This window comes from Enterobacter sp. AN-K1 (genome assembly GCF_020971765.1).
Classification (GTDB): domain Bacteria; phylum Pseudomonadota; class Gammaproteobacteria; order Enterobacterales; family Enterobacteriaceae; genus Enterobacter; species Enterobacter hormaechei_C.
Window position 1 is genome coordinate 179,690 of sequence record NZ_CP087390.1, and the last position, 18,600, is coordinate 198,289.

The following is an 18,600-nucleotide window of genomic DNA, read 5'->3' on the forward strand; positions in this document are numbered from 1 at the left end:
TAACAATGATTCGGTATACGGAAGGATTATCGCTCTGCGCGATACACCAGATCGCCACGCGGAACAGGCTGAGACTGAAGGCCGAGCCAGGTGTTGTACCCTAATCGCCCGGCGCTACCGAGCGTGGCGCCCTGCACCGCATCGGCGCGCAGGATCACCCGTGTTTCCCATTCAAATTCCACCCCGGCGTACTGTCGCACCCAGTCGCGCAGCTCGGTCACCCACCCTTCGCCCGGCAGAAAACGGTTGTAGTCGTCTGCGCTCAACGGGCCAATCTCGAGCCGGAATTTATGCTGCACGTCGCGTACCGCAATGCCGAGAAAAGCGGACTCTCCCATGCGCGGCAGGCGACGCCCCTCACCCAGCTGTGCCTGCTCCCGCATTGAGAGCGGCATCCACTGCGGGACGTTGGCCACCAGCCTGACCGGCACGTTGAAATAGTTGCGCAGGATTTTCTCCAGCCCTTCCGGGTCCCGTCCGTGGCGGGTCAGGTGCCCGGCGTGAGTAAAGCGGGCGTGCGCGCTCAGGCTGCCTTTCGACATCTGGGCAGGCTGCCCCATACCAATCAGCGATGCCAGATACCCTTCGAAGCGCCTGTTGTCGTCGCGATCCAGTGAAGCGGCAGGCTGCGCGTCCGCCCAGGCGCGGTAGAACAGCAGCGTCAGGCGGTGGTGAAAGAGGTCGGCAAACGCGCTGAGGCTGTGATCCTGATGATGATGAATACGCTCACGGGCATACTCAGTCATGTGCACCGGCAGCGGGCCGTTAGGACCAAACAGGCCGAAGCTCAGTATGGAAACGTCATGCAGTCCGTTCTCTTCCCGCTGCCGGACCTCAGCAACCGTTGACGGCGCAAAGCCCATTGAAGGCTGCTGACCAATACGCAGCGGCTCAAATTTAGGCAGCGGCGCGCGCCCCAGCGGGTAACGTTCACCGCCCTGGGCATCAATGCGTCTTAACAGCTGGAACAGATCATAGCGCCACGGCGTCTCGCGCACCCCGCGCCAGAACGCATCGGGCAGCGGCGTCAGGCGATGCACGCGCAGCGTTGCAGGGGCAACTTCACTCATACCAGCGCCCTTTTACCCATGCGCGGCGCCCAGTAGCCGATTTCGCCGCGCTGCTGGCTCTTGAGCGTGAACTCCGTAAAGCTGTTGATGGAGACCAGGCGGGCAAAAAGGCGTTCCAGCACGCTGCCGAAAAGCCACGGGCTGGCACCGGAAAAGGCGCGTTCGTCCACCGTCAGGGTGATGCCGATCCCGCGGGCGAACACCACCGGGCCGGGTTCCGGCACGCGGCGGTGCACCGGCTCCAGCACGCAGTGACGAACGCCATCCACCTGACGGGCAACCGGGGTCTCGGCCAGGTTGGCGTACAGCCCTAACAGCTGACGCAGCGCGGCAGCGCCCTCTTCGTTTTCGCTGTCCATCAGGCTGAGGTAGTTCATTTGCAGCTGGCTAATGAGCCGCCAGGTGCTGAACCCTTCCGCCAGCGCCGGACGCGGCGGCGTCGGGCCTTTACGCAGGGTTAACGCCTTCACCGGCATGGAGTCGGCCATAATAAACTGCCCAAGCTCCTGCTGGAGCATCAGCGGCAGGTCACGGCTGGTGCACAGCACCTCGGCGGAAATGTAGCGCAAATTCTCCTGCCACGGCGCGTGCTGCGCATCCACCAGCGAGACGAAGACCTCCGAGCCGATATAGCCCGTGCGGGTGCCATAGCGCAGCGCGTGTTCGGAGAGAACGCGTTGCTCACGGCGCAGGGAAAAATAGGCGCCGTAGTTGCCCGCGTCTCCGCTCCAGGTGCTCCAGAAAGGACGAAACGTCTGGTCGTCCCGCTGACCATCCGCGCTGGCATAGATTTTTTTCACGGCATAAATTTCATAATCCAGCGGGCGGATGTTATCCACCACCAGGTGGTATTCATGCTGGCTTTCGCTCAGCTTCTGCCGGGCCGCCACTTTCGGGAACAGGTTGATCACCGGCGTGCAGTGCAGCGCCAGGTGGCTGGCATCCACCACGCGCTCCAGCTGATCGTCGCTCTTGTCGAGCAGAATGAAGATATCAAACGCTTTTTCGTCTTCGCAGCGCTGGATCAGCTTGCCCAGCCCACTCAGGCTGATGAAACGAAAACGCGCCGGGAACGCAAAGTACTCCTGCAACAGGCGATAGCCGTCGAAGTTGCGCAGATCGTCCGGGAGCAGCGCCTGGTCCGCATTAAAGCCTTCCTGACGCAGGGCGTCAGACGACAGCAGCTGGCGCTGGGGCTGCTTGCTGACCGTCTGGCAGACAATACCCGCGTGGTGCTCCATCACCAGCTCCAGCAGCTTCAGCGCCTCGATGTCCGGGCCGCTTAAGAAAAACTCCAGGCGGTCAAAGTCCAGGTGCCCGAGATGCTGCGGGCCATCGCAGGCAATGCGGATCCGTAAGGCGCTGCTGATCCCCCGCTGGCTCAGGCCGAGCTGGGCCAGCGGCAGATCGGCGGGAACGCCGCCCAGCTCGATCCGCTCAATTTTTAACGGCAGCAGGTTCACCTCGTGCGCCGTGGTATAGCTGCACGTAACGCCGGTCTTTTTCAGCGCCAGGCTGTCCATCATGGTGCCGCGCGGCACAATAAAGCCTTTGCTCAGGTCGCCGCGGCTGCTGTCGGGCTGAATTTCAGCGATCGCCATCGACGGCGTAGGCGCCAGATAATTTGGCGCAATCATCTCCAGCATACGCTGTGAAAAGCGCGGAAATTCGGCGTCCATTTTCATCTGCACGCGGGAGGTCAGGAAGGCGAAACCTTCCATCAGGCGCTCAATGTACGGGTCCGCCACTTCGATGCCGCGCATGCCGAGCCGCCCCGCCACTTTCGGGTAGCGCTCGGCGAACTCTGCGCCCATCTCGCGCAGATAGGCCAGTTCACGGTTGTAATATTCGAGCAGTTTGCTTTCCATAATTACCCCGCATCCTTCAGTTCAAAATGGCCGTTCTCAAGATCGACGTCGGTGCGAAAGAGAAATTCCAGCGGATACGGCACGCACCACAGGCGACCTTTGATTTCGATAGACAGAACGTTGTGCAGATCTAACGAGGAGGTATCGGACACGCAGCGAACCTGAAGCCCCTGCGGCAGGATCCGCGGTTCAAAGTTAATAATCGCTTCGGTGAGCTTGCGCTGAATGTCGTGCCATTCAATATCGGACATTCTTTTCCCCGCCAGCGGCGCCACGCCAAAGTTAACGACGGAACGGCTCACCTGCGTCAGCCCGCTCAGATCGCTGGAGGCATCGTGGTTAATGGTGTTAAACAACCACTGTAAATCCCGCAGGACGTTACGACGCAGCGCGGCGTGGGTAATCAGATTGCTGTTGGCGGACTCGCGTTTTTTTTCCGGATCGTTATCCGTCAGGCGATCCAGCAGTGAGGGCTGCATTTTGTCGCGCGCCCCCACTTTCTCCTGCCTGCTGCGGGCCTGCCAGCCGCTGCGCAGCAGATCGCCTTCGCCAGCGGGATTACTCATCCGCACCATCCGAGGTAAATGTCACCAGGCTCAGGGTAAGCAGCGGGCTTTCGCTTTGCTCGCTCAGCCAGGCTTTCTGCCCCATGCCTTCATACAGGGCGGCGTCATCGTCCAGCGGGAGCCACTCGGTGGTGCGCCCCAGCTTAACGCTGTCTGGCGCCCCGTCAGCAAACGGATAACGCGCCGGGATCTGACACACCTGCTCGGTGCCGTCCGTGAGGCGGACCAGCGCATGACGCCACACCAGATCGGTCACGCTGGCCGGAGCCTGAAAACGGATCGCGTCGATGGCGCAGAACGGCACCCAGAAATAACGGCCATTGACCAGGGTTTCACACACCGGCCCCAGACGGGCATCGCCGTCCATCAGCCATTCAAAGGTGTGGCTCTCTTCATTCTCCAGCGTGACCTGCCCGCGGCTTGCCGGGGCCTGTTCGAGTGCCGCCAGGCGCAGCGTTTGCGCTTGCCCTGCGCTTTCGGTCAGCGCCTGGGCTAACGTCGTCAGCCACGGCCACTGCGCCTCGGGCATTGCCGGTCGTACCTCTCCCGCGAACACGCGCGCCCGCTGCTGTTCACCCTGAATGGCCTGCTCCAGCAGCGTTACGGTCGGTTTTGCCTGCGGCTTCAGCGCCAGCCAGCTTTTCAGCTGGGTCAGGGCGCGCGCCCAGTTGCCGCTGAGGATCAGAAACTGCACAAACGCGGCGCGCAGATCGGCATCCGCCGGACGGGCTTTGATATCGGCTTCCAGGCGAAGCAGCGCGTCGCTAATCGACTCCCCCGCCAGACGTTGATAAAGCGTATTCATAGCCCCTCCTTAATTCGCCGCGCGCCAGGCGCCCACTGCCGGATCGCGCAGCTGCGGACGCAGCGTGTCAATCAGAACAACGTTCAGCTCCGCGCCCGGTGCAACCCATGCGTTCCAGATCTTCTTCACCTCTGCGATACGCGCCTGGAGTCTGGCGTCGTCGCTGGCGATCTCACGGGTGATTTCCACCGCCACCGTGCCGTTGCTCTTCCAGCCGTTCAGGGTGCTGTCGTATAGCAGGATCATCCAGCTCTGGTCGCTGTTCGGGGTGCTGAAGACCATGCGTTCTTTGTTGACGGAGGTGATCAGCGCCTTTTCAGGATCGACCGTGTTGTTCAGCCCCATCACCGGGAAGCCGTGAATGTAGGTGACCGGAATCGCTTTCTGCGTCCCGTTACGGTTCTGCGTCACCACGGTGTGGCCGCTGAGCCAGCTGCCGTTGCCGCAGCGGGTGGTGTCGGAATCCGGAATAAACAGCGCTGGCGCGGAGGAACCGCCCTCCCAGAAGGTGCGCAGATGGCAACCGTCCTGAAGGGTGAACTCCTGCCAGGGCGTACGATCTGCCGCCACGGTGTGCGTCTCCGGATTCTGGTCAGGCGGCAGCAGCGCGCCTGAGGTGGAGGTCGTTGCCGCCGCCGTTTCCTGCTGCTTCACCACCAGCGCCCAGTCCTGCGCTTTAGCCGCTGTGCCCCGGGCAAGCGTCGTGCCTTCCGGATCGTTAAGCGTCCAGTTCAGGGTATTCAGCTTGCTGCACTGGTGCTCCAGCAGCGAGCCAAGGCGCGGCACGAAGTTTTCCAGCACCGAAACCTCTTTCTTGCCGTTCGCCACGATACGCAGCGCCACGTCCGCCTTACACCAGCTTTGCGGCGTATTGTCTTTAATGTTGTCGATCCAGATATCCAGCTTCTGCGCAGGAGACTGCACGATGCGGAAGTTTTCAGCCTGTGCGGTGGTCGCCACCGTCAGAAGAGCCAAACCCGATAGCCAAAGTTTCATATCAATCCTTGTGTGTCTAATCAGTTCCGCAGGGAAGAAATTGTGCTGCGTCAGAGAGCGTATGCAGCAAAGTGGTGTCCTGAGGGTTGCCCATCCACACCGCCACGGCGGTATAGTTATCCTGAGCATTGCCCTCCTGTTCGGCATTCTTTTGAATGATTTGGTTCATTAAGGTCAGCCACTCCTGTGGCGTATTGACCATGTGCAGCGACTGCTTCATCTGCTCTTCGCTGACGCCGTGCCAGAAACCGTCGGTGCAGAGCAGGAAGGCATCACCGTCCTCAACCTGCACGACATCGCTGTAGCTCGCTTCCGGTCCGCCATTCTCAATACCCAGCGCCAGATACAGCAGGTTGCTGTTGAGATCGTCGGTCTGATGCCCGGCATCTTTCATCTGCTGGACGAGGCTGTGATCGGTGGTGACATGCCACAGCCAGCCGCGGCGAAACAGGTACAGGCGGCTGTCTCCGGCGTGCGCCCAGTAAGCCAGACGGTAATCCCTGTCGATAAACAGGCTGACCAGCGTGGTGCCCATCCGGCGATAGTCCTGCACGGCCTGTTGTTCGCTGAGGATGGTGCGGTTCGCCGTTTGGACGTAGTCACGAATATGCTGCGCATTCAGGTGCTTGTCGCCGTCAAAGCGGGAAATAATGCTGTTGCGGGCCAGCTCAGCGGCCACCTCGCCGCCCGGCAGGCCCGCGATGCCGTCACAGACGACAAAGCAGGCTGAACGTTCCCCGATGGTTTCTCCCGTCTGATCCTGGTTGCTGGCGCGCGTCCCCTGGCGGGAGAGAGAAGCCGTTGCGATATTCATTTTTCTTCCGATCCGCTTTGTGAGTCTTTGTACTGATTGACCTCCATGTCATAGGCATGGAGGAAGGCTTCGCCAAACAGGGTATGGAAGTCGTCCTCGATCTCGCCCGCCGTCTCGCCATAGCTGCGAACGAAATAATCCCACAGCGCGGCTTTACGGCTGCCCGGCAGCGCCAGGCGTGACGTCATCCCGTTCTGCTTCGCCTGCTCTTCCAGTTGTTCCGGGTTAAAGGATTGCAGCATAGCGGCGATAATGGCGCGGATACCGGAGATCATCCCTAGCTGGTGTGCCTGGAGATCGATCAGCGCATCACGCACCGATTTGGTCGGCGGCATAAAGCCCGGCATCGGCGTGCCGAACATCTGGATCAGCACCGTTTTCCCGGTCGGCAACAGTTTGAACGGGTTGTTCGCATCGTCGAGCACCATGGTCATATCGGCTTTCACCCCACGCTTGAGGATGGAGCGCGAGGAGAGCAGCGCCACGGTCCCCTGCGAGAACATGCCCAGGATCTGCCCCAGCTGACGCATATTTTCCCGGTCAAACTGCGGCACCGGCTGCATTTCGCTCAGGCCCATGCCCTCCAGCAGCGCCTCCAGCAGTTCGCCCTGAAGCACCTCGCCCCGCTCGCCGGTCTGCGCGGAGGCAGCAGGCGATGCAGCGTTTTTAACCGGGTCGATACGCAGACGTCCCTTCGGCGTCTGTGCGCTACTGCGTGCGACGGCCTGCGGCGTTGGCATGGTGAAGCCAGCGTAATCGGGACGCGCGGGCTCTTCTTCCGCGCGCGGCGCATCCTGTGGTTCAGTCGGTTCCGGATCGAACAGCGGTGAGCTGGCCAGCGCATCCTCTTCCTGTGCGGCTTGCGCTTCAGGCTTTGGCTCCGGCTTATCGGCCACGATTTCATCCGGATGGGTTAACGGCGCGCCGCCCATCAGGCCGAGAGGGTCATCGTGACGCGCGGCAGGTGCGCTCGCCGACCCGCCAAACAGGGCTAACGGATCGAGTTCGTCAGACGCCTCTTCCTTTGGCTGGGCAGGTTTGCTTTCGTCCGGCTGTACCAGCGTTGAAGGGGTGACATCGTCAAAGATGCTCTCTTTTTTAAACAACGCTTCATCACTGAACAGCGTGTCCGGGTCAACGTTTTTACGTTCAAGCGACGGTTCGGCGTCGTTAAACATTGCCAGCGGATCTTCGGCATTCCGCTCCGGGGCCGCAGGCTGGGAGAACGGGTCGTGGGAGGCCGCGGGCTGTGGTTTTGCCCGGTTGCTGGAGATGCTGTCGGAGATGGAAAACTCCTGCATCAGGCTGTCCCAGATTTCCGACGGCACGGCCGTAGGTTCAGCTTTTCCGCGAGGCGCGGCGCTGGCCGGTTTCGGTTGCGGTGCTGGCGCAGGTGTCGCCGCTGGACGCGCCTGCTGCATGCTTGCCGCCATGCGGCTTACGGGCTGGGTGTCATGAATGAGTTCGCTGACTTCAATGCGATAATCATCAATACCGAGAATATCCCCATCCTGAAGCTCAACCTGACGCCCACGCTCCAGCGGGATATCATTCAGTACCACGCGGGTAACGCTGCCGCGGTTTGTGACGCGGCATTCGCCACTGGCGTCGACGTGAACGATGGCCTGCAAACGCGAGATGGTGCGGTCATTGTCCGGCAGCACCAGATTGTTATCCGTACCGCGCCCAATGGTGCCGCCCGGGGCATAAAAATCACAGCTGCTTTGCGGCGGCTGATGACCGGGTTTCGTAGAAATAATCGTGAATCGCATGGCGTATTCCTGCTGGTATGATTAGCGCTCAAACGCTGCCGCTCTCAGGGGTGAGAACGGCGGGGTTTGGGGGTTAAGGGCTGATTAAAACTATTTGACTACATTCAGGAAAATAATACCGATAAGCAGCCATAGCGTAAAAAGTAAGGCCTGAGCTTTATAGCGTCGATGCAGTTTTAATATCCAGCCGATTCTCTCTTCCGGTAATGCCTGAACGAATTTATAGGCATCGTCCTGAACATTTCTGTCTTTGGTAAATTTCATCTTCACGCCTTTGCGAAGACGAACAAACCAGATTATTTTTTGATAGTTCGCCAGCGAACCGAAAAAAGATGCGTAATTTGTCACCAGATCGAGATCGTAGCCTTTTTGCCGATATTCTGAAAGAAGCTGATTATATTCGGTCTCGTGTTTTTTAAAATAACGGGAACTGATGAGGTCCATAATTACGACAAGTAAAAATAAAACTACAATCAGAAATAAAAGAATATTTTCTACATTCACCATAGTTTATCCATGACATACTCAGTTGCTCCACCGGCAACTTCGCCACCAATGTATCCACCCGCAGCGGCGCCTACCACAGAACACGCGAGCAACCCTACACCACCTGTTGCCACGCCCAATGCAACACATACGCCAGCCCCAGCCATGGCGCCATATTTTCCGCCATAAATCCCGCCCGCAAGACTGGCCCCGAATTGACTGTACTTCTTAACGGCGACTTTGGAACAACTCTGCTCTCTACCTACAGTACAGGCATCGTAAACTTCATTGGTTGTGTTTGCACCAGCGAAGCCGATAGCAAGCCATCCTCCCATTTTCAGAAAACGGGCAGCTTTTGAAGCATTGTCTACATATGTTGAATACCCTCGTATCGAGGCAACACCCGCAGTACTCCATTCATGGACAATTGACCTGCTTGATAAACCTAAAGCGTGCTTGATTTCTTCATAAGGTTTCAGTTTCAGCGTTAGTCTGGACAGCTTATTTAATAAAACGTCCAGCTCAGAAAAAAGTTTTTGCCTTTCAACAAAAAACTGCTGCCCGATCAATGTGCCTTGCGTTTTGTATTGATTTTGATAAGCCAGTTCGATAGCTTTTAATTTCTTTTCTATTTCGCTAAAGTACCTTTCACCTGCATCAGCAACCACCCCGAGAGATTTATCCATAAAATTAGTTAATGCTGCGATGGTACTAAAATGCTTGTTAAAGAAATTAGCTTCATCTGTATTCAGTTCTGCCAATGCTCCATTAACCTTTTGCTTTGCATTTTGTAATTGTTTTAGCTGAACCGCATTTTCAGCACCCGGAGCATTAAGGATCAATATTTGCCCGGGTTTTAACCACCGTGTGTCCCTGTTCACTTGCATAAAATAACGTGCCGCTTCACTGTCTGGTTTATTGAACAGTAGTCTTGCCTGGAAATCTAACGTACCAGCCTGCTGAACAACACAATAACCAGGAGCAACCGTTGATTTTACGCTCATATTGACATCCCTTTGCAAACGAAATTAAGTCTCTGTAAATAATGACCGGGGAAAACTCCCCGGTCACGCGCGCAATTACGCTTCTTTGTTTTCTTTGATGTTCCAGCCAGCGCTGCTTTCAGCACCTTTACCACCGGCAGTGGTCTGCTCCCAGTACTGCTGTTTCACTTTCGCAGCCTGGAATGCATAGGTCACGCCAACGGTATCGCCGTTGTCTGCACCCGTGTACTGAACGGAAGTCACGAGAACGTCTTCCAGGGTAATGCGGGTGTATTCAACCTGCTGACCACCCGCTTTGCAGACGGACAGTTCAACTTTGGTCAGGTGTTTACCGCTTGCGCAGTGTTTCAGGATTGCTGTAGTGGATTTGTCGATCAGAGCGTTAACGTGCAGATCGTTAAAGTTCACTTTACCGGCACCGCCGCCACCGCCAACGCTCATATTACCTGGCTGGGACGCGCCCCAGGAGAAGGAGGTAATATCAGTCCAGCCGGTGTGGTTAGAATCTTTAGATTCGCCCGTAACACCCTCGACCTTCAGAAACATATCAATAGCCATAATATCTACTCTTCGTGGATGAACAATATTGCTTTCGAAAAAGCCCTTATATGGCAAACAGGAAAGCATGGGGCTGAATAAAACCGTCCATATTTTACCTCTGCCTCATATCAAACGACCCGTGTCATTTGACAGTCTTACATTCCCCCTGAACGAAAGGAAAGAATGTGAAGTCTTATACTATTGTGGATTATCCTGAATCCAGGTGCGGTCAGGATTTCCGATGATTAATTGAGGAGCAAGTTGATTAAGTTCGTCACTATGATAAAGACGCAGGCAGTTTAAGGTTACGCCTTTTACATCGGGTTTTCTCTCAGAATGAAAGGCATTGGTTGCACCTTTATATTTATTAATAAGAGCATTAATTTTGTCATTGCCATTTTCAATATCGAAAGGCACCCATTCCAGTAATGCGCTACTGCTACGGGCTGCATCCAGAGAAAACTGGCTTTTATCATCTGCAACTTGTGCCAGGCAGCGAGAAAAAACAACGTCTTTAACAACTTGCTTATAAGGCATTTTTTTGACAAACGACACCGGATCGTCAGTTGCATACACAGAGGCGGAACTGGTGAGCAACAGTAGACTAGCAATCATTTTTTTCATGGCAACTCCCAAAAATTAGCTTTGGTCGTCGTGTAATTCGTCTCCGGCGCATTGAAATAACAGTGATCCGAACAGGTTAAACCATTCCAGAATGTTGCATGACCTGCGGCGTCACTCCAGCCCTGTACCTCAAACAGAATTACGCCCTTTTTGTTGGCTAATTGCTCAACGGGTAAGGAAGGATAACTCACGATCATGTCAGGTTTACCCCACTGACGCGTCAACCAGGCAATGACATCCTTTACGCGGTAGAAGTACCATTTATTATCAGCACCGGATACCGTGAGATTTGCAATACGAGGAACGGGATGCCCGGTATAGTTAAGAACATAACTCATCCGTACGGCACAACTATTTGACCACCCGCCCTCATCTGGCGCTATTTCGAAGTTGTGCTTAACTTTGCCGCCGATAACTTGCTTAACTTTGCCGATAGAATCATTTGCATCGTAAATACGTGTTGCCGCCGCCCAGGCAGCAACAAACGAAGGTCTCGCGGTCATATTTCCTCTCAAATTTCCATACTATAAAGCTAACGCCGGGCATGGCCCCCCGGCGGCAATTATCATTACGCGTCCTTCGTCTTCAGCGACGGCAGTTTAGATACCAGACGCAGGGAAACGGTCAGACCTTCCAGCTGGTAGTGCGGACGCAGGAAGAACTTCGCGGCGTAGTAGCCCGGGTTGTCTTCGATTTCCTGCACCTGCACTTCCGCCGCCGCCAGTGGTTTGCGGGACTTAGTTTCCTGGGAGGAGTTAGCCGGGTCGCCGTCCACGTAGTTCATCACCCAGTCGTTCAGCCAGCGTTCCATCTCTTCGCGCTCGCGGAAGGAGCCGATTTTGTCGCGCACGATGCACTTCAGGTAGTGAGCAAAACGGCAGCAGGCGAACAGGTACGGCAGACGGGAGGCCAGGCGCGCGTTAGCGGTGGCATCCGGGTCGTGGTACTCGGCCGGTTTTTGCAGGGACTGCGCGCCGATGAAGGCGGCGAAGTCGGAGTTTTTGCGGTGAACCAGCGGCATAAAGCCGTTTTTCGCCAGTTCCGCTTCACGACGGTCGCTGATGGCGATCTCGGTCGGGCACTTCATGTCCACGCCGCCGTCATCGCTCGGGAAGGTGTGGCACGGCAGGTTTTCCACCGCCCCGCCGGATTCCACGCCGCGAATCGAGGTGCACCAGCCGTACTCTTTGAAGGAGCGGTTGATGTTGGCCGCCATCGCATAGGCAGCGTTTGCCCACGAGTAGCTGTTGTGGTTCGCGCCGTCGGTCTGCTCTTCAAAATCAAAGCTGTCGACCGGGTTGGTGCGAATGCCGTACGGCAGACGCGACAGGAAGCGCGGCATCACCAGGCCCAGATAGCGGGCATCTTCGGATTCACGCAGTGAACGCCAGGCAGCGTATTCGGTGTTCTGGAAGATTTTGGTCAGGTCGCGCGGGTTAGCCAGCTCCTGCCAGGACTCCATCTGCATCACGCCCGGCGCGGTGCCGGTGATGAACGGACAGTGGGCCGCAGAGCCGATGCGTGCCATCTCGCCCAGCAGCTCAACGTCCTGCGGGCTGTGGTCGAAGTAGTAGTCGCCCACGATGCAGCCAAACGGCTCGCCACCGAACTGGCCGTACTCCTGCTCGTAGATTTTCTTGAAGATCGGGCTCTGGTCCCAGCCCACGCCCTTGTAGCGCTTCAGGGTGCGGCCCAGCTCCTGCTTGGAGATGCTCATAAAACGGATCTTCAGCATCTCGTCGGTTTCGGTATTGTTCACCAGGTAGTTCAGCCCGCGCCAGGCGCTCTCCAGCTTCTGGAACTCCTCGTGGTGAATAATCTGGTTCACCTGCTGTGAAAGCTGCTCGTCAATACCGGCAATCAGGTTCTGAATGGTGCGGTAGGTATCGTTTGAGAAGGTCACGGTGTTTTCCAGCGCCTGCTGCGCCAGGGTTTTAACCGCGCTTTCTACGGCAGAGCGCGCCTGATCGGTTTTCGGGCGGAACTCTTTATTCAGCAGCGCGCTGAACTCGTCCTGGCTGAACGCCTGGCCCGCCTGCTGATCGTGTTGTTGAGTCTGGTTGCTCATCGATTATTCCTCGCTACCTTTCGCACTTTCGTCATTTTTTGGCAACTGGCTCAGGGATTTGAGCAGCGTCGGATCCTGGAGAATTTTCGCGATCAGCTCTTCCGCACCGTTTTTACCGTCCATGTAGGTCAGCAGGTTGGAGAGCTGGGTACGGGCTTCCAGCAACTTGTTCAGCGGCTCTACTTTGCGGGCCACCGCGTCCGGCAGGAAGTCGTCCATGCTGTCGAAGGTCAGATCGACATTGAGCTTACCTTCGCCGGTCAGGGTGTTATCCACCTGGAACGCCACGCGCGGCTTCAGCGCCTTCATGCGTTCGTCGAAGTTGTCGATGTCGATTTCCAGGAACTTACGCTCGTCGACGGCTGGCAGATTTTCCACCGGCTTGCCAACCAGATCGGCCATAACGCCCATCACAAACGGCAGCTGAATTTTGCGTTCTGCGCCGTAGATCTCTACGTCGTACTCGATCTGCACGCGGGGAGCACGGTTGCGTGCGATGAATTTCTGTCCACTGTTACTCATTGCCATGATGTTCTCCATCAAAGATGCGCGGTGAAGGTGAAACGGCAGACTCCATGCCTGTCGTCATAATGCCAGGACGCGTCATTCGCGGCGTCCAAAGATGTTTTCCAGTTGGTTAACGCCGTCTGGCGCCAGGTCGCGAATAATGTCCATAAAGTTGAGTTCGGACAGCCGCTGCACCCGTTCAATCATCAGCGGTGCGGGATGGCTGGGTTCGTACTGCGCAAAATACTGTTTCGCTTTTTCCAGCATCAGCTGGGCGTCGGCGCGGCTGGTCACCTGCACGCTGCGCCAGTCCGTCACCTGCTGAACGGGCGACGCGGCCACCGGCTGCGGCTCGGCGTGCTGTTCAGCCTGCGCGTCACGGTTCGGCAGCAGCTTGCTGATATCGGTCACCTGACAGGCGCTGGAAACCAGTCCGACGGTTTTCAACAGCTGTTCCATCTCCGGTACGCCACTTTCCCCGAGATAGCCGGTAAGCAGTTCGCGGATGGCCAGCAGGCGTTCGTTGATCACGATTACCGCTTCGGTGCCGGGCTGATCGCCCCGGGCCAGCTCATCGATCAGTCGTGGACGACCGCCCGGATAATCCGGACACTCGGTTTTACTGCCGTCAAGCAGCGCCTGGGCGTCACGGAGTGAAATCTCATCGCCGTTTGAGCGGAGCAGTGAGGCGTTACGCACCGCGACCGTCAGGTCAGATTTATCACTCAGCCCGGCGAGGGCATTGATGCGGTAGAAGGGATCGGTTTCGCCATACTCTTCCAGCAGAGGGTAAAGTTGCTCCCAGTATCGGGACAGGGCTTCCTGCACCAGCACTAGCCCGTCGGCGTAACCTGCCAGACCGCGACGACGTGTCCAGGCATGGGTTAACGCCAGCATGACGCGAAGATCTTTGGTGCGACCCAGCAGGCTGGTGGCGAGTTTTTCCACCGTGTTCCAGTCGGCAGGCTCTGCCGGAATGATGGTGTCGCCAAACTGCTGCTCGGCTTTGCCCTGACTGGCCTGACCCATGGCCTGGAAATCGGCGTCGTACTCCAGATTTTCACCGCAGGGGTTATCGGGGCTTATCGGCGCGAGAAATTCATCGATATTCATAAGATCCCTGCTTATTCAAACATAGGCGGGTAAAGACCGTGGCGGCCCGGACGGGCGCCGCCTGCCGGATCGAACAGCAGCGTAAAGAGCTGCCCGGTGAAGTTTCCACTGTGGACGTGGGTGTACAGCGGATAGCCGTCGCAGCGGTTTGTCCACCAGTAGCTGGTCTGGCGCAGCGGATCAAAACACTCCGCCGCCTGCGGCCAGCCCAGCGTGCTCTGACCATCGTCGTCATAGCCAATCACGTCGAGAATGTCGGAACGCTTTTGCGGCTCAACCGGCTGGGGCGCCGGGATGGTCATCAGCATTTCATCCAGCTGGGAGGCAGAATAGCTGTTACGCACGGCGTGCAGCCCCAGACGGCCAAGCTGCTGGTACCAGCTTTCAGCCTGCCCGAGCAGGCGGGATGACCACTCGGCGGGGGTGAAGCTCAGTTGCAGGCATACCGGATAGTGGCGGCCTACGCTGTCACGGCCCGGCAGCAGGCAGCCCATCTGAATCATCTGGCTACCGAGCATCGGCGGGACGACAAAGTTCCACACCGGGGCTTTTGAAAACGGGCGCTCGCCGCTGCGCTGCTCTTCCTGTTGCCAGGCCAGCAGGCCGACCTGGAACCAGTGCGACCACTGGCGTTGCAGGGTATCCGGAAAGCGACGCTGCAAAAAATCTCCGGCGCTGGGTAATTTGCCATACCAGCTATAACGGTTCATCGCAGGGGTATTCGTCATACGGCTGTCCTTGCGGTTATGGGCATGAGAAACGGGGAAGCTGGAACGGGTTGCGGATGCTGTTCGGGGCAAACTCCAGCGTGACCTGATGTCCGTCGACGTTGAAGGTGGCCTGACGGCTCAGGCTACCCGCGCCAGGGCTGGTGCGCGCCTTGTCGAAAAAGCGGTTGAGCGCCCAGGAACCGTTAGTTACCAGCGTTGCGGTGCTGCCATTGGCCAGACCGAGCTGCATACGCACCTGGTTCGTCCCGCCCGGCCCCGGCCAGGTCATGATCTGCACCGCCTGCGGACCGTGGCTGTAGCGCAGCAGCTGGCCGTCCACGTCCAGCGTCAGGTTCAGAATGGTGTTGTCCATCCGCACGGTGCGCACCGTCACCTTAAAGGATGGCGTGGTCGCGCCGTTGGCAAAGAAGGCATCGCGGACAGACTGCGCCTGCTGGAACGGACGCAACAGCCCTTCGCTGCCCGGCAGCGTTTTACCGTCAATACCCGGCATAAAGCGCCAGTTCGCCTGGGTGGTGTCCACCTTATTGGTCAGGTTGTCGCGGAAAAAGGTGTCCATCAGTCCGGTGCCCGGCGCGAACATGCGAGCGAGGTCGTCCGGCGTCACCTCGGTGCTGGCGCTGCGCACCAGCGGATAACGCCCGGCAATCGCCTGACGGCAGAACCCACCCACTTCCACGTTGATGCGCTTACGCACGTTCTCCAGATCGCGACGCTGGGTGTCGCTGCTGGCGCCGACGGCCATATTGCTGAACATGGTTTGCAGCCCGCCCGGCAGACGGCCCGCGCTGGCTTGCAGGCGGCTGATTGCATCCCCGCCCGGCGCGGGCATACCGCTGTTTGCCGCATCCTGAACGGCGGTCAGGTAGCGATAAAGCTCGTCAACCTGCTTAAGAAAATCGTCAAAGACGATGGTCTTGCCACCCTTCTCCAGCGGCTGCGCCAGCTCAATCATCGGCGCATAGTGGTCGGTCACCAGTTGCTCAGGCGCCTGCGTCACAACCGCGCCCTGCGTCGGGGCGTTGTCACCGTTGCTGAACAGCGCTTCCAGCGTGCGGGTGGCGCGGTTGCTTTGGTCTTCCGCTTTCTGCGCATCTTCCGGCGCAGGCGCAGTGCGCGACAGGGTCAGCACCTTGCTCAGGTTAAGCACCAGACGGCGCAGCGGCGAGTTGGTGCCTGAAAGCAGGCGCGCGGTGTTGATGCGCTGGGAAAGATCGGCGCTGTTGTTGAGCTGAATGTCAGCGAGAAAGCGATCCCAGTTGACGATAAAGTCGCGCATGTAGAGCTGGCGCACGGCGTTGTCGATCTGCTGTTTATCTTCCTGGGCGGTGGTCGCTCCCAGTACCCAGGCGTCGTCCTCGTGCAGGGCGGTGGTCACGCTGTCGATCTGGTCGTTGAAGCTCTTCCAGTAGCCGTCCGGCGTATAGAGGCCCGGTACGCCTTCACTCACCGGCTTGCCGCTTTTACGGGAAAACACCAGCTCGCTCTGCGGGCCGCCGAGATCTGAAAGCGAAACCGGCTTCAGGTTCTCATCATGCTCCAGCAGACGTTTCAGGCGGCCATATACGCGAGTTGAGAGCGGCTGCTGGTTGATAAGCGCCCTTTCACGTGCCACCAGATCCTCATCCTGCGCATACGGTGAAGCCTGAATTTTTGGCTCCAGTAGCTGGGTCAGGTGCCATTCCAGCTCCTGAAGCTGCGCCTGCGTCACGTTCTGCGGCAGGTTGCGTTGCAGGTTGAGCATCACCCACGAGTGCAGGAATTTGCCGTCATAGTGCTTCGGCTGGTAGAGCATCTGATAGGCTTTCAGCGCCTCATAGCTGTACTCCACATCGCTGCCGTTGTCGTTGCGCAGCCAGGTGGTAATGTGCATCGCCACGGCGGGCAGCAGCATCTGATCCAGCGCCTTCTGGTACAGAGACTGCGAGGCATCGCTGACGTCATCCCCGCGATAAAGCCCCATGCGGCGGGAAACCGGCGGGTCGTTAACGTCGAAGGCATTGCTTTTCGGCAGATCCACCAGGCTGTTAAGCAGCGGCAGAAGCGCAAACAGATCGCGCTGGGGCTGGTTTTGCAGCGCCTTGCTCTGCTGCTCCAGCATCGGCACTTTTGCGTCCACTTCTTCCAGATAGGCTTTATTTTTGGCGTAGCTGGTCAGCCACAGGCCACCCAGGATCACCAGCAGGGCCAGCAGCGCCGCGTAGCCGGACCACATCACGGCGCGGTTGCGCAGTTCCCACCAGCGGTTTTCCCCGGCGATGCCCGCTTCCTGGAAAATCACGTTTTGCAGCAGGTTTTTAATGAAGAAGCTTTGGCCCTTCGCGCCTGGGATCGGCGCCTCTTTGCTCACCGAATCCCAGCGCGTGCTTTCCCCCCCTTCAGGTAAGGAGAGCGCGCGATTCAGCTCGCCCATCACGCGGTCAAACGGCATCCCTTCCTGAGTGCCGCTGGCAAAGTAGATGCCACGCGGCGAAAATTCGGTTTCGAAGTTTGAGCGGGCAAAGACCGTGCTCAGGTAGTCAGCCAGCAGCGGACGCAGCGCGGCGAACTCCTGCGGGAAGAGATAGGCTTCCGCACGGGTTTTGGCGTCATGCTCTTTGAGCATGGTTTCCGGAAGGCCAGCATCCAGACGCTGTTGCAGCAGGGAAAATTCCTGCTGGAAGTTGCCCATCAGGTCGTAATCTGCGTGTTTGGTCTGCTCCCACGGCAGCGTAAAGCCCCAGATCTGGTCGCGCTGGGCTTTGTCGTAATCCGCAAACCAGGCGCGGAAGCCTTTAAGCAGGTCCGCTTTGGTCACCATCACATACACCGGGAAGCGAATACCCAGCTGTTCATGCAGCTCGGAGAGACGCTGGCGCAGGTTGACCGCCTGCTGGCGCGAGGCCTCAGCGGACTGCGAAAGCAGGTCGGAAATGCTGATGGTGATAATCACGCCGTTGATGGGCTGGCGACGGCGGTATTTACGCAGCAGGTTGATAAATTCCAGCCACTCCCCGGCGTCCTGAACCTGCTCGCTCTCCTGAGTGGTGTAGCGCCCCGCGGTGTCCAGCAGAACCGCCTCGTTGGTAAACCACCAGTCACAGTTGCGCGTGCCGCCAATGCCGCGCAGCGCGGTTTTACCGAAGCGATCCGCCAGCGGGAATTGCAGCCCGGAGTTGGCCAGCGCGGTGGTTTTACCTGAACCCGGCGCGCCAATAATGACGTACCACGGCAGCTGATAGAGGTACTGTGTGCTGAAGCGCTGCGTCCACTGCGCGCCATGTCCCGCTTTGCTGAAGTGGGCTTTTTTCAGCATCTGGGCGGCTTCATCGAAACGCCCGGCAAGGATCTGCTCCTCGCTGTTCAGACGTTTCTGCGGATCGGCCGCCTCCGGGCTGGTGGTATTTTCGTTGAGCTTGTCCATCAGCTTACGGTTCAGCCAGGCGTTATACAGCCGCGGCAGAATGTGGCTCTGGGCCCAAATCAGGTAGACCACCGCAATGCTGATGACGCGGTTCTGCTCTGATTCAAGGGGCCGGGTATCCACGATGGACAACAGCGGGCCAATCATCCAGATGACCGCCGCGAGCGCCGTTACGCCCAGGAAGCTCCACAGAATGCGATTGGTCAGTATAGAAAGTAGAGTTGTCAGCATCC

17 protein-coding genes are annotated in these 18,600 nt (G+C 58.0%); all 17 read right to left on the reverse strand.

Annotated features, from left to right (window positions below):
• Window positions 1–26: 26 nt before the first annotated feature.
• On the reverse strand, window positions 27–1,070 hold the full coding sequence (gene tssG, locus LOC22_RS00845) for a type VI secretion system baseplate subunit TssG (RefSeq protein ID WP_230239261.1): 1,044 nt from the start codon (window positions 1,068–1,070) through the stop codon (window positions 27–29).
• Window positions 1,067–2,938, reverse strand: a complete 1,872-nt coding sequence (gene tssF / locus LOC22_RS00850) for a type VI secretion system baseplate subunit TssF (RefSeq protein ID WP_023296775.1) — start codon at window positions 2,936–2,938, stop codon at window positions 1,067–1,069. The genes tssG and tssF overlap by 4 nt, the downstream gene beginning before the upstream one ends.
• A 2-nt stretch (window positions 2,939–2,940) precedes the next feature.
• Window positions 2,941–3,504 (reverse strand): type VI secretion system baseplate subunit TssE, encoded by a 564-nt coding sequence (tssE, locus tag LOC22_RS00855; RefSeq protein WP_015570336.1) that lies wholly within the window; start codon window positions 3,502–3,504, stop codon window positions 2,941–2,943.
• Complete coding sequence (locus LOC22_RS00860; protein ID WP_230239262.1) at window positions 3,497–4,309, reverse strand: type VI secretion system accessory protein TagJ; 813 nt, start codon at window positions 4,307–4,309, stop codon at window positions 3,497–3,499. The genes tssE and LOC22_RS00860 overlap by 8 nt, the downstream gene beginning before the upstream one ends.
• Before the next feature lie 9 nt (window positions 4,310–4,318).
• Entirely contained in the window at window positions 4,319–5,305 is a 987-nt protein-coding gene (locus LOC22_RS00865) for a hypothetical protein (RefSeq protein ID WP_230239263.1), read from the reverse strand.
• 16 nt (window positions 5,306–5,321) lie between these two features.
• A complete protein-coding gene (locus tag LOC22_RS00870) occupies window positions 5,322–6,119 on the reverse strand; it encodes a PP2C family protein-serine/threonine phosphatase (protein WP_003859969.1) in 798 nt (265 codons plus the stop codon).
• Window positions 6,116–7,891, reverse strand: coding sequence for a type VI secretion system-associated FHA domain protein TagH (tagH, locus tag LOC22_RS00875; protein WP_062938816.1), 1,776 nt, complete (start codon window positions 7,889–7,891; stop codon window positions 6,116–6,118). Before tagH ends, LOC22_RS00870 begins: the two co-directional genes overlap by 4 nt.
• A 90-nt stretch (window positions 7,892–7,981) precedes the next feature.
• Window positions 7,982–8,398: a hypothetical protein gene (locus LOC22_RS00880; protein WP_040117764.1), complete on the reverse strand. Its 417-nt coding sequence runs from the start codon at window positions 8,396–8,398 to the stop codon at window positions 7,982–7,984.
• Window positions 8,392–9,381 (reverse strand): hypothetical protein, encoded by a 990-nt coding sequence (locus LOC22_RS00885; RefSeq protein WP_230239264.1) that lies wholly within the window; start codon window positions 9,379–9,381, stop codon window positions 8,392–8,394. The genes LOC22_RS00880 and LOC22_RS00885 overlap by 7 nt, the downstream gene beginning before the upstream one ends.
• A 75-nt stretch (window positions 9,382–9,456) precedes the next feature.
• Window positions 9,457–9,939 carry an Hcp family type VI secretion system effector gene (locus LOC22_RS00890; protein WP_014884229.1) on the reverse strand — a complete coding sequence of 161 codons (483 nt, stop codon included), beginning with the start codon at window positions 9,937–9,939 and terminating at the stop codon, window positions 9,457–9,459.
• A gap of 180 nt (window positions 9,940–10,119) precedes the next feature.
• Window positions 10,120–10,545, reverse strand: a complete 426-nt coding sequence (locus tag LOC22_RS00895) for a T6SS amidase immunity protein Tai4 family protein (RefSeq protein WP_017693279.1) — start codon at window positions 10,543–10,545, stop codon at window positions 10,120–10,122.
• Window positions 10,542–11,048: a type VI secretion system amidase effector protein Tae4 gene (locus LOC22_RS00900; RefSeq protein WP_017384301.1), complete on the reverse strand. Its 507-nt coding sequence runs from the start codon at window positions 11,046–11,048 to the stop codon at window positions 10,542–10,544. Before LOC22_RS00900 ends, LOC22_RS00895 begins: the two co-directional genes overlap by 4 nt.
• 65 nt (window positions 11,049–11,113) lie before the next feature.
• The gene (tssC, locus tag LOC22_RS00905) at window positions 11,114–12,613 is read right to left on the reverse strand and encodes a type VI secretion system contractile sheath large subunit (RefSeq protein WP_230239265.1); all 1,500 of its coding nucleotides are present in this window, start codon (window positions 12,611–12,613) and stop codon (window positions 11,114–11,116) included.
• A 3-nt stretch (window positions 12,614–12,616) separates the two neighbouring features.
• Window positions 12,617–13,141, reverse strand: a complete 525-nt coding sequence (gene tssB, locus LOC22_RS00910; protein ID WP_008502644.1) for a type VI secretion system contractile sheath small subunit — start codon at window positions 13,139–13,141, stop codon at window positions 12,617–12,619.
• Between the two features lie 75 nt (window positions 13,142–13,216).
• On the reverse strand, window positions 13,217–14,233 hold the full coding sequence (gene tssA / locus LOC22_RS00915; protein WP_017693278.1) for a type VI secretion system protein TssA: 1,017 nt from the start codon (window positions 14,231–14,233) through the stop codon (window positions 13,217–13,219).
• Between the two features lie 11 nt (window positions 14,234–14,244).
• Window positions 14,245–14,961: a type VI secretion system-associated protein TagF gene (gene tagF / locus LOC22_RS00920; protein ID WP_015570330.1), complete on the reverse strand. Its 717-nt coding sequence runs from the start codon at window positions 14,959–14,961 to the stop codon at window positions 14,245–14,247.
• Between the two features lie 16 nt (window positions 14,962–14,977).
• Window positions 14,978–18,598, reverse strand: coding sequence for a type VI secretion system membrane subunit TssM (tssM, locus tag LOC22_RS00925; protein ID WP_047727188.1), 3,621 nt, complete (start codon window positions 18,596–18,598; stop codon window positions 14,978–14,980).
• Window positions 18,599–18,600 lie beyond the last annotated feature (2 nt).

Coding starts and splice junctions, on each gene's coding strand:
- LOC22_RS00900 (WP_017384301.1), bottom strand. CDS start 11,048: ATGACCGCGAGACCTTCGTTTGTTGCTGCCTGGGCGGCGGCAACACGT.
- LOC22_RS00865 (WP_230239263.1), bottom strand. CDS start 5,305: ATGAAACTTTGGCTATCGGGTTTGGCTCTTCTGACGGTGGCGACCACC.
- tagH (WP_062938816.1), bottom strand. CDS start 7,891: ATGCGATTCACGATTATTTCTACGAAACCCGGTCATCAGCCGCCGCAA.
- tagF (WP_015570330.1), bottom strand. CDS start 14,961: ATGACGAATACCCCTGCGATGAACCGTTATAGCTGGTATGGCAAATTA.
- LOC22_RS00890 (WP_014884229.1), bottom strand. CDS start 9,939: ATGGCTATTGATATGTTTCTGAAGGTCGAGGGTGTTACGGGCGAATCT.
- tssE (WP_015570336.1), bottom strand. CDS start 3,504: ATGAGTAATCCCGCTGGCGAAGGCGATCTGCTGCGCAGCGGCTGGCAG.
- tssM (WP_047727188.1), bottom strand. CDS start 18,598: ATGCTGACAACTCTACTTTCTATACTGACCAATCGCATTCTGTGGAGC.
- LOC22_RS00895 (WP_017693279.1), bottom strand. CDS start 10,545: ATGAAAAAAATGATTGCTAGTCTACTGTTGCTCACCAGTTCCGCCTCT.
- tssC (WP_230239265.1), bottom strand. CDS start 12,613: ATGAGCAACCAGACTCAACAACACGATCAGCAGGCGGGCCAGGCGTTC.
- LOC22_RS00885 (WP_230239264.1), bottom strand. CDS start 9,381: ATGAGCGTAAAATCAACGGTTGCTCCTGGTTATTGTGTTGTTCAGCAG.
- LOC22_RS00860 (WP_230239262.1), bottom strand. CDS start 4,309: ATGAATACGCTTTATCAACGTCTGGCGGGGGAGTCGATTAGCGACGCG.
- tssB (WP_008502644.1), bottom strand. CDS start 13,141: ATGGCAATGAGTAACAGTGGACAGAAATTCATCGCACGCAACCGTGCT.
- tssG (WP_230239261.1), bottom strand. CDS start 1,070: ATGAGTGAAGTTGCCCCTGCAACGCTGCGCGTGCATCGCCTGACGCCG.
- LOC22_RS00880 (WP_040117764.1), bottom strand. CDS start 8,398: ATGGTGAATGTAGAAAATATTCTTTTATTTCTGATTGTAGTTTTATTT.
- tssF (WP_023296775.1), bottom strand. CDS start 2,938: ATGGAAAGCAAACTGCTCGAATATTACAACCGTGAACTGGCCTATCTG.
- tssA (WP_017693278.1), bottom strand. CDS start 14,233: ATGAATATCGATGAATTTCTCGCGCCGATAAGCCCCGATAACCCCTGC.
- LOC22_RS00870 (WP_003859969.1), bottom strand. CDS start 6,119: ATGAATATCGCAACGGCTTCTCTCTCCCGCCAGGGGACGCGCGCCAGC.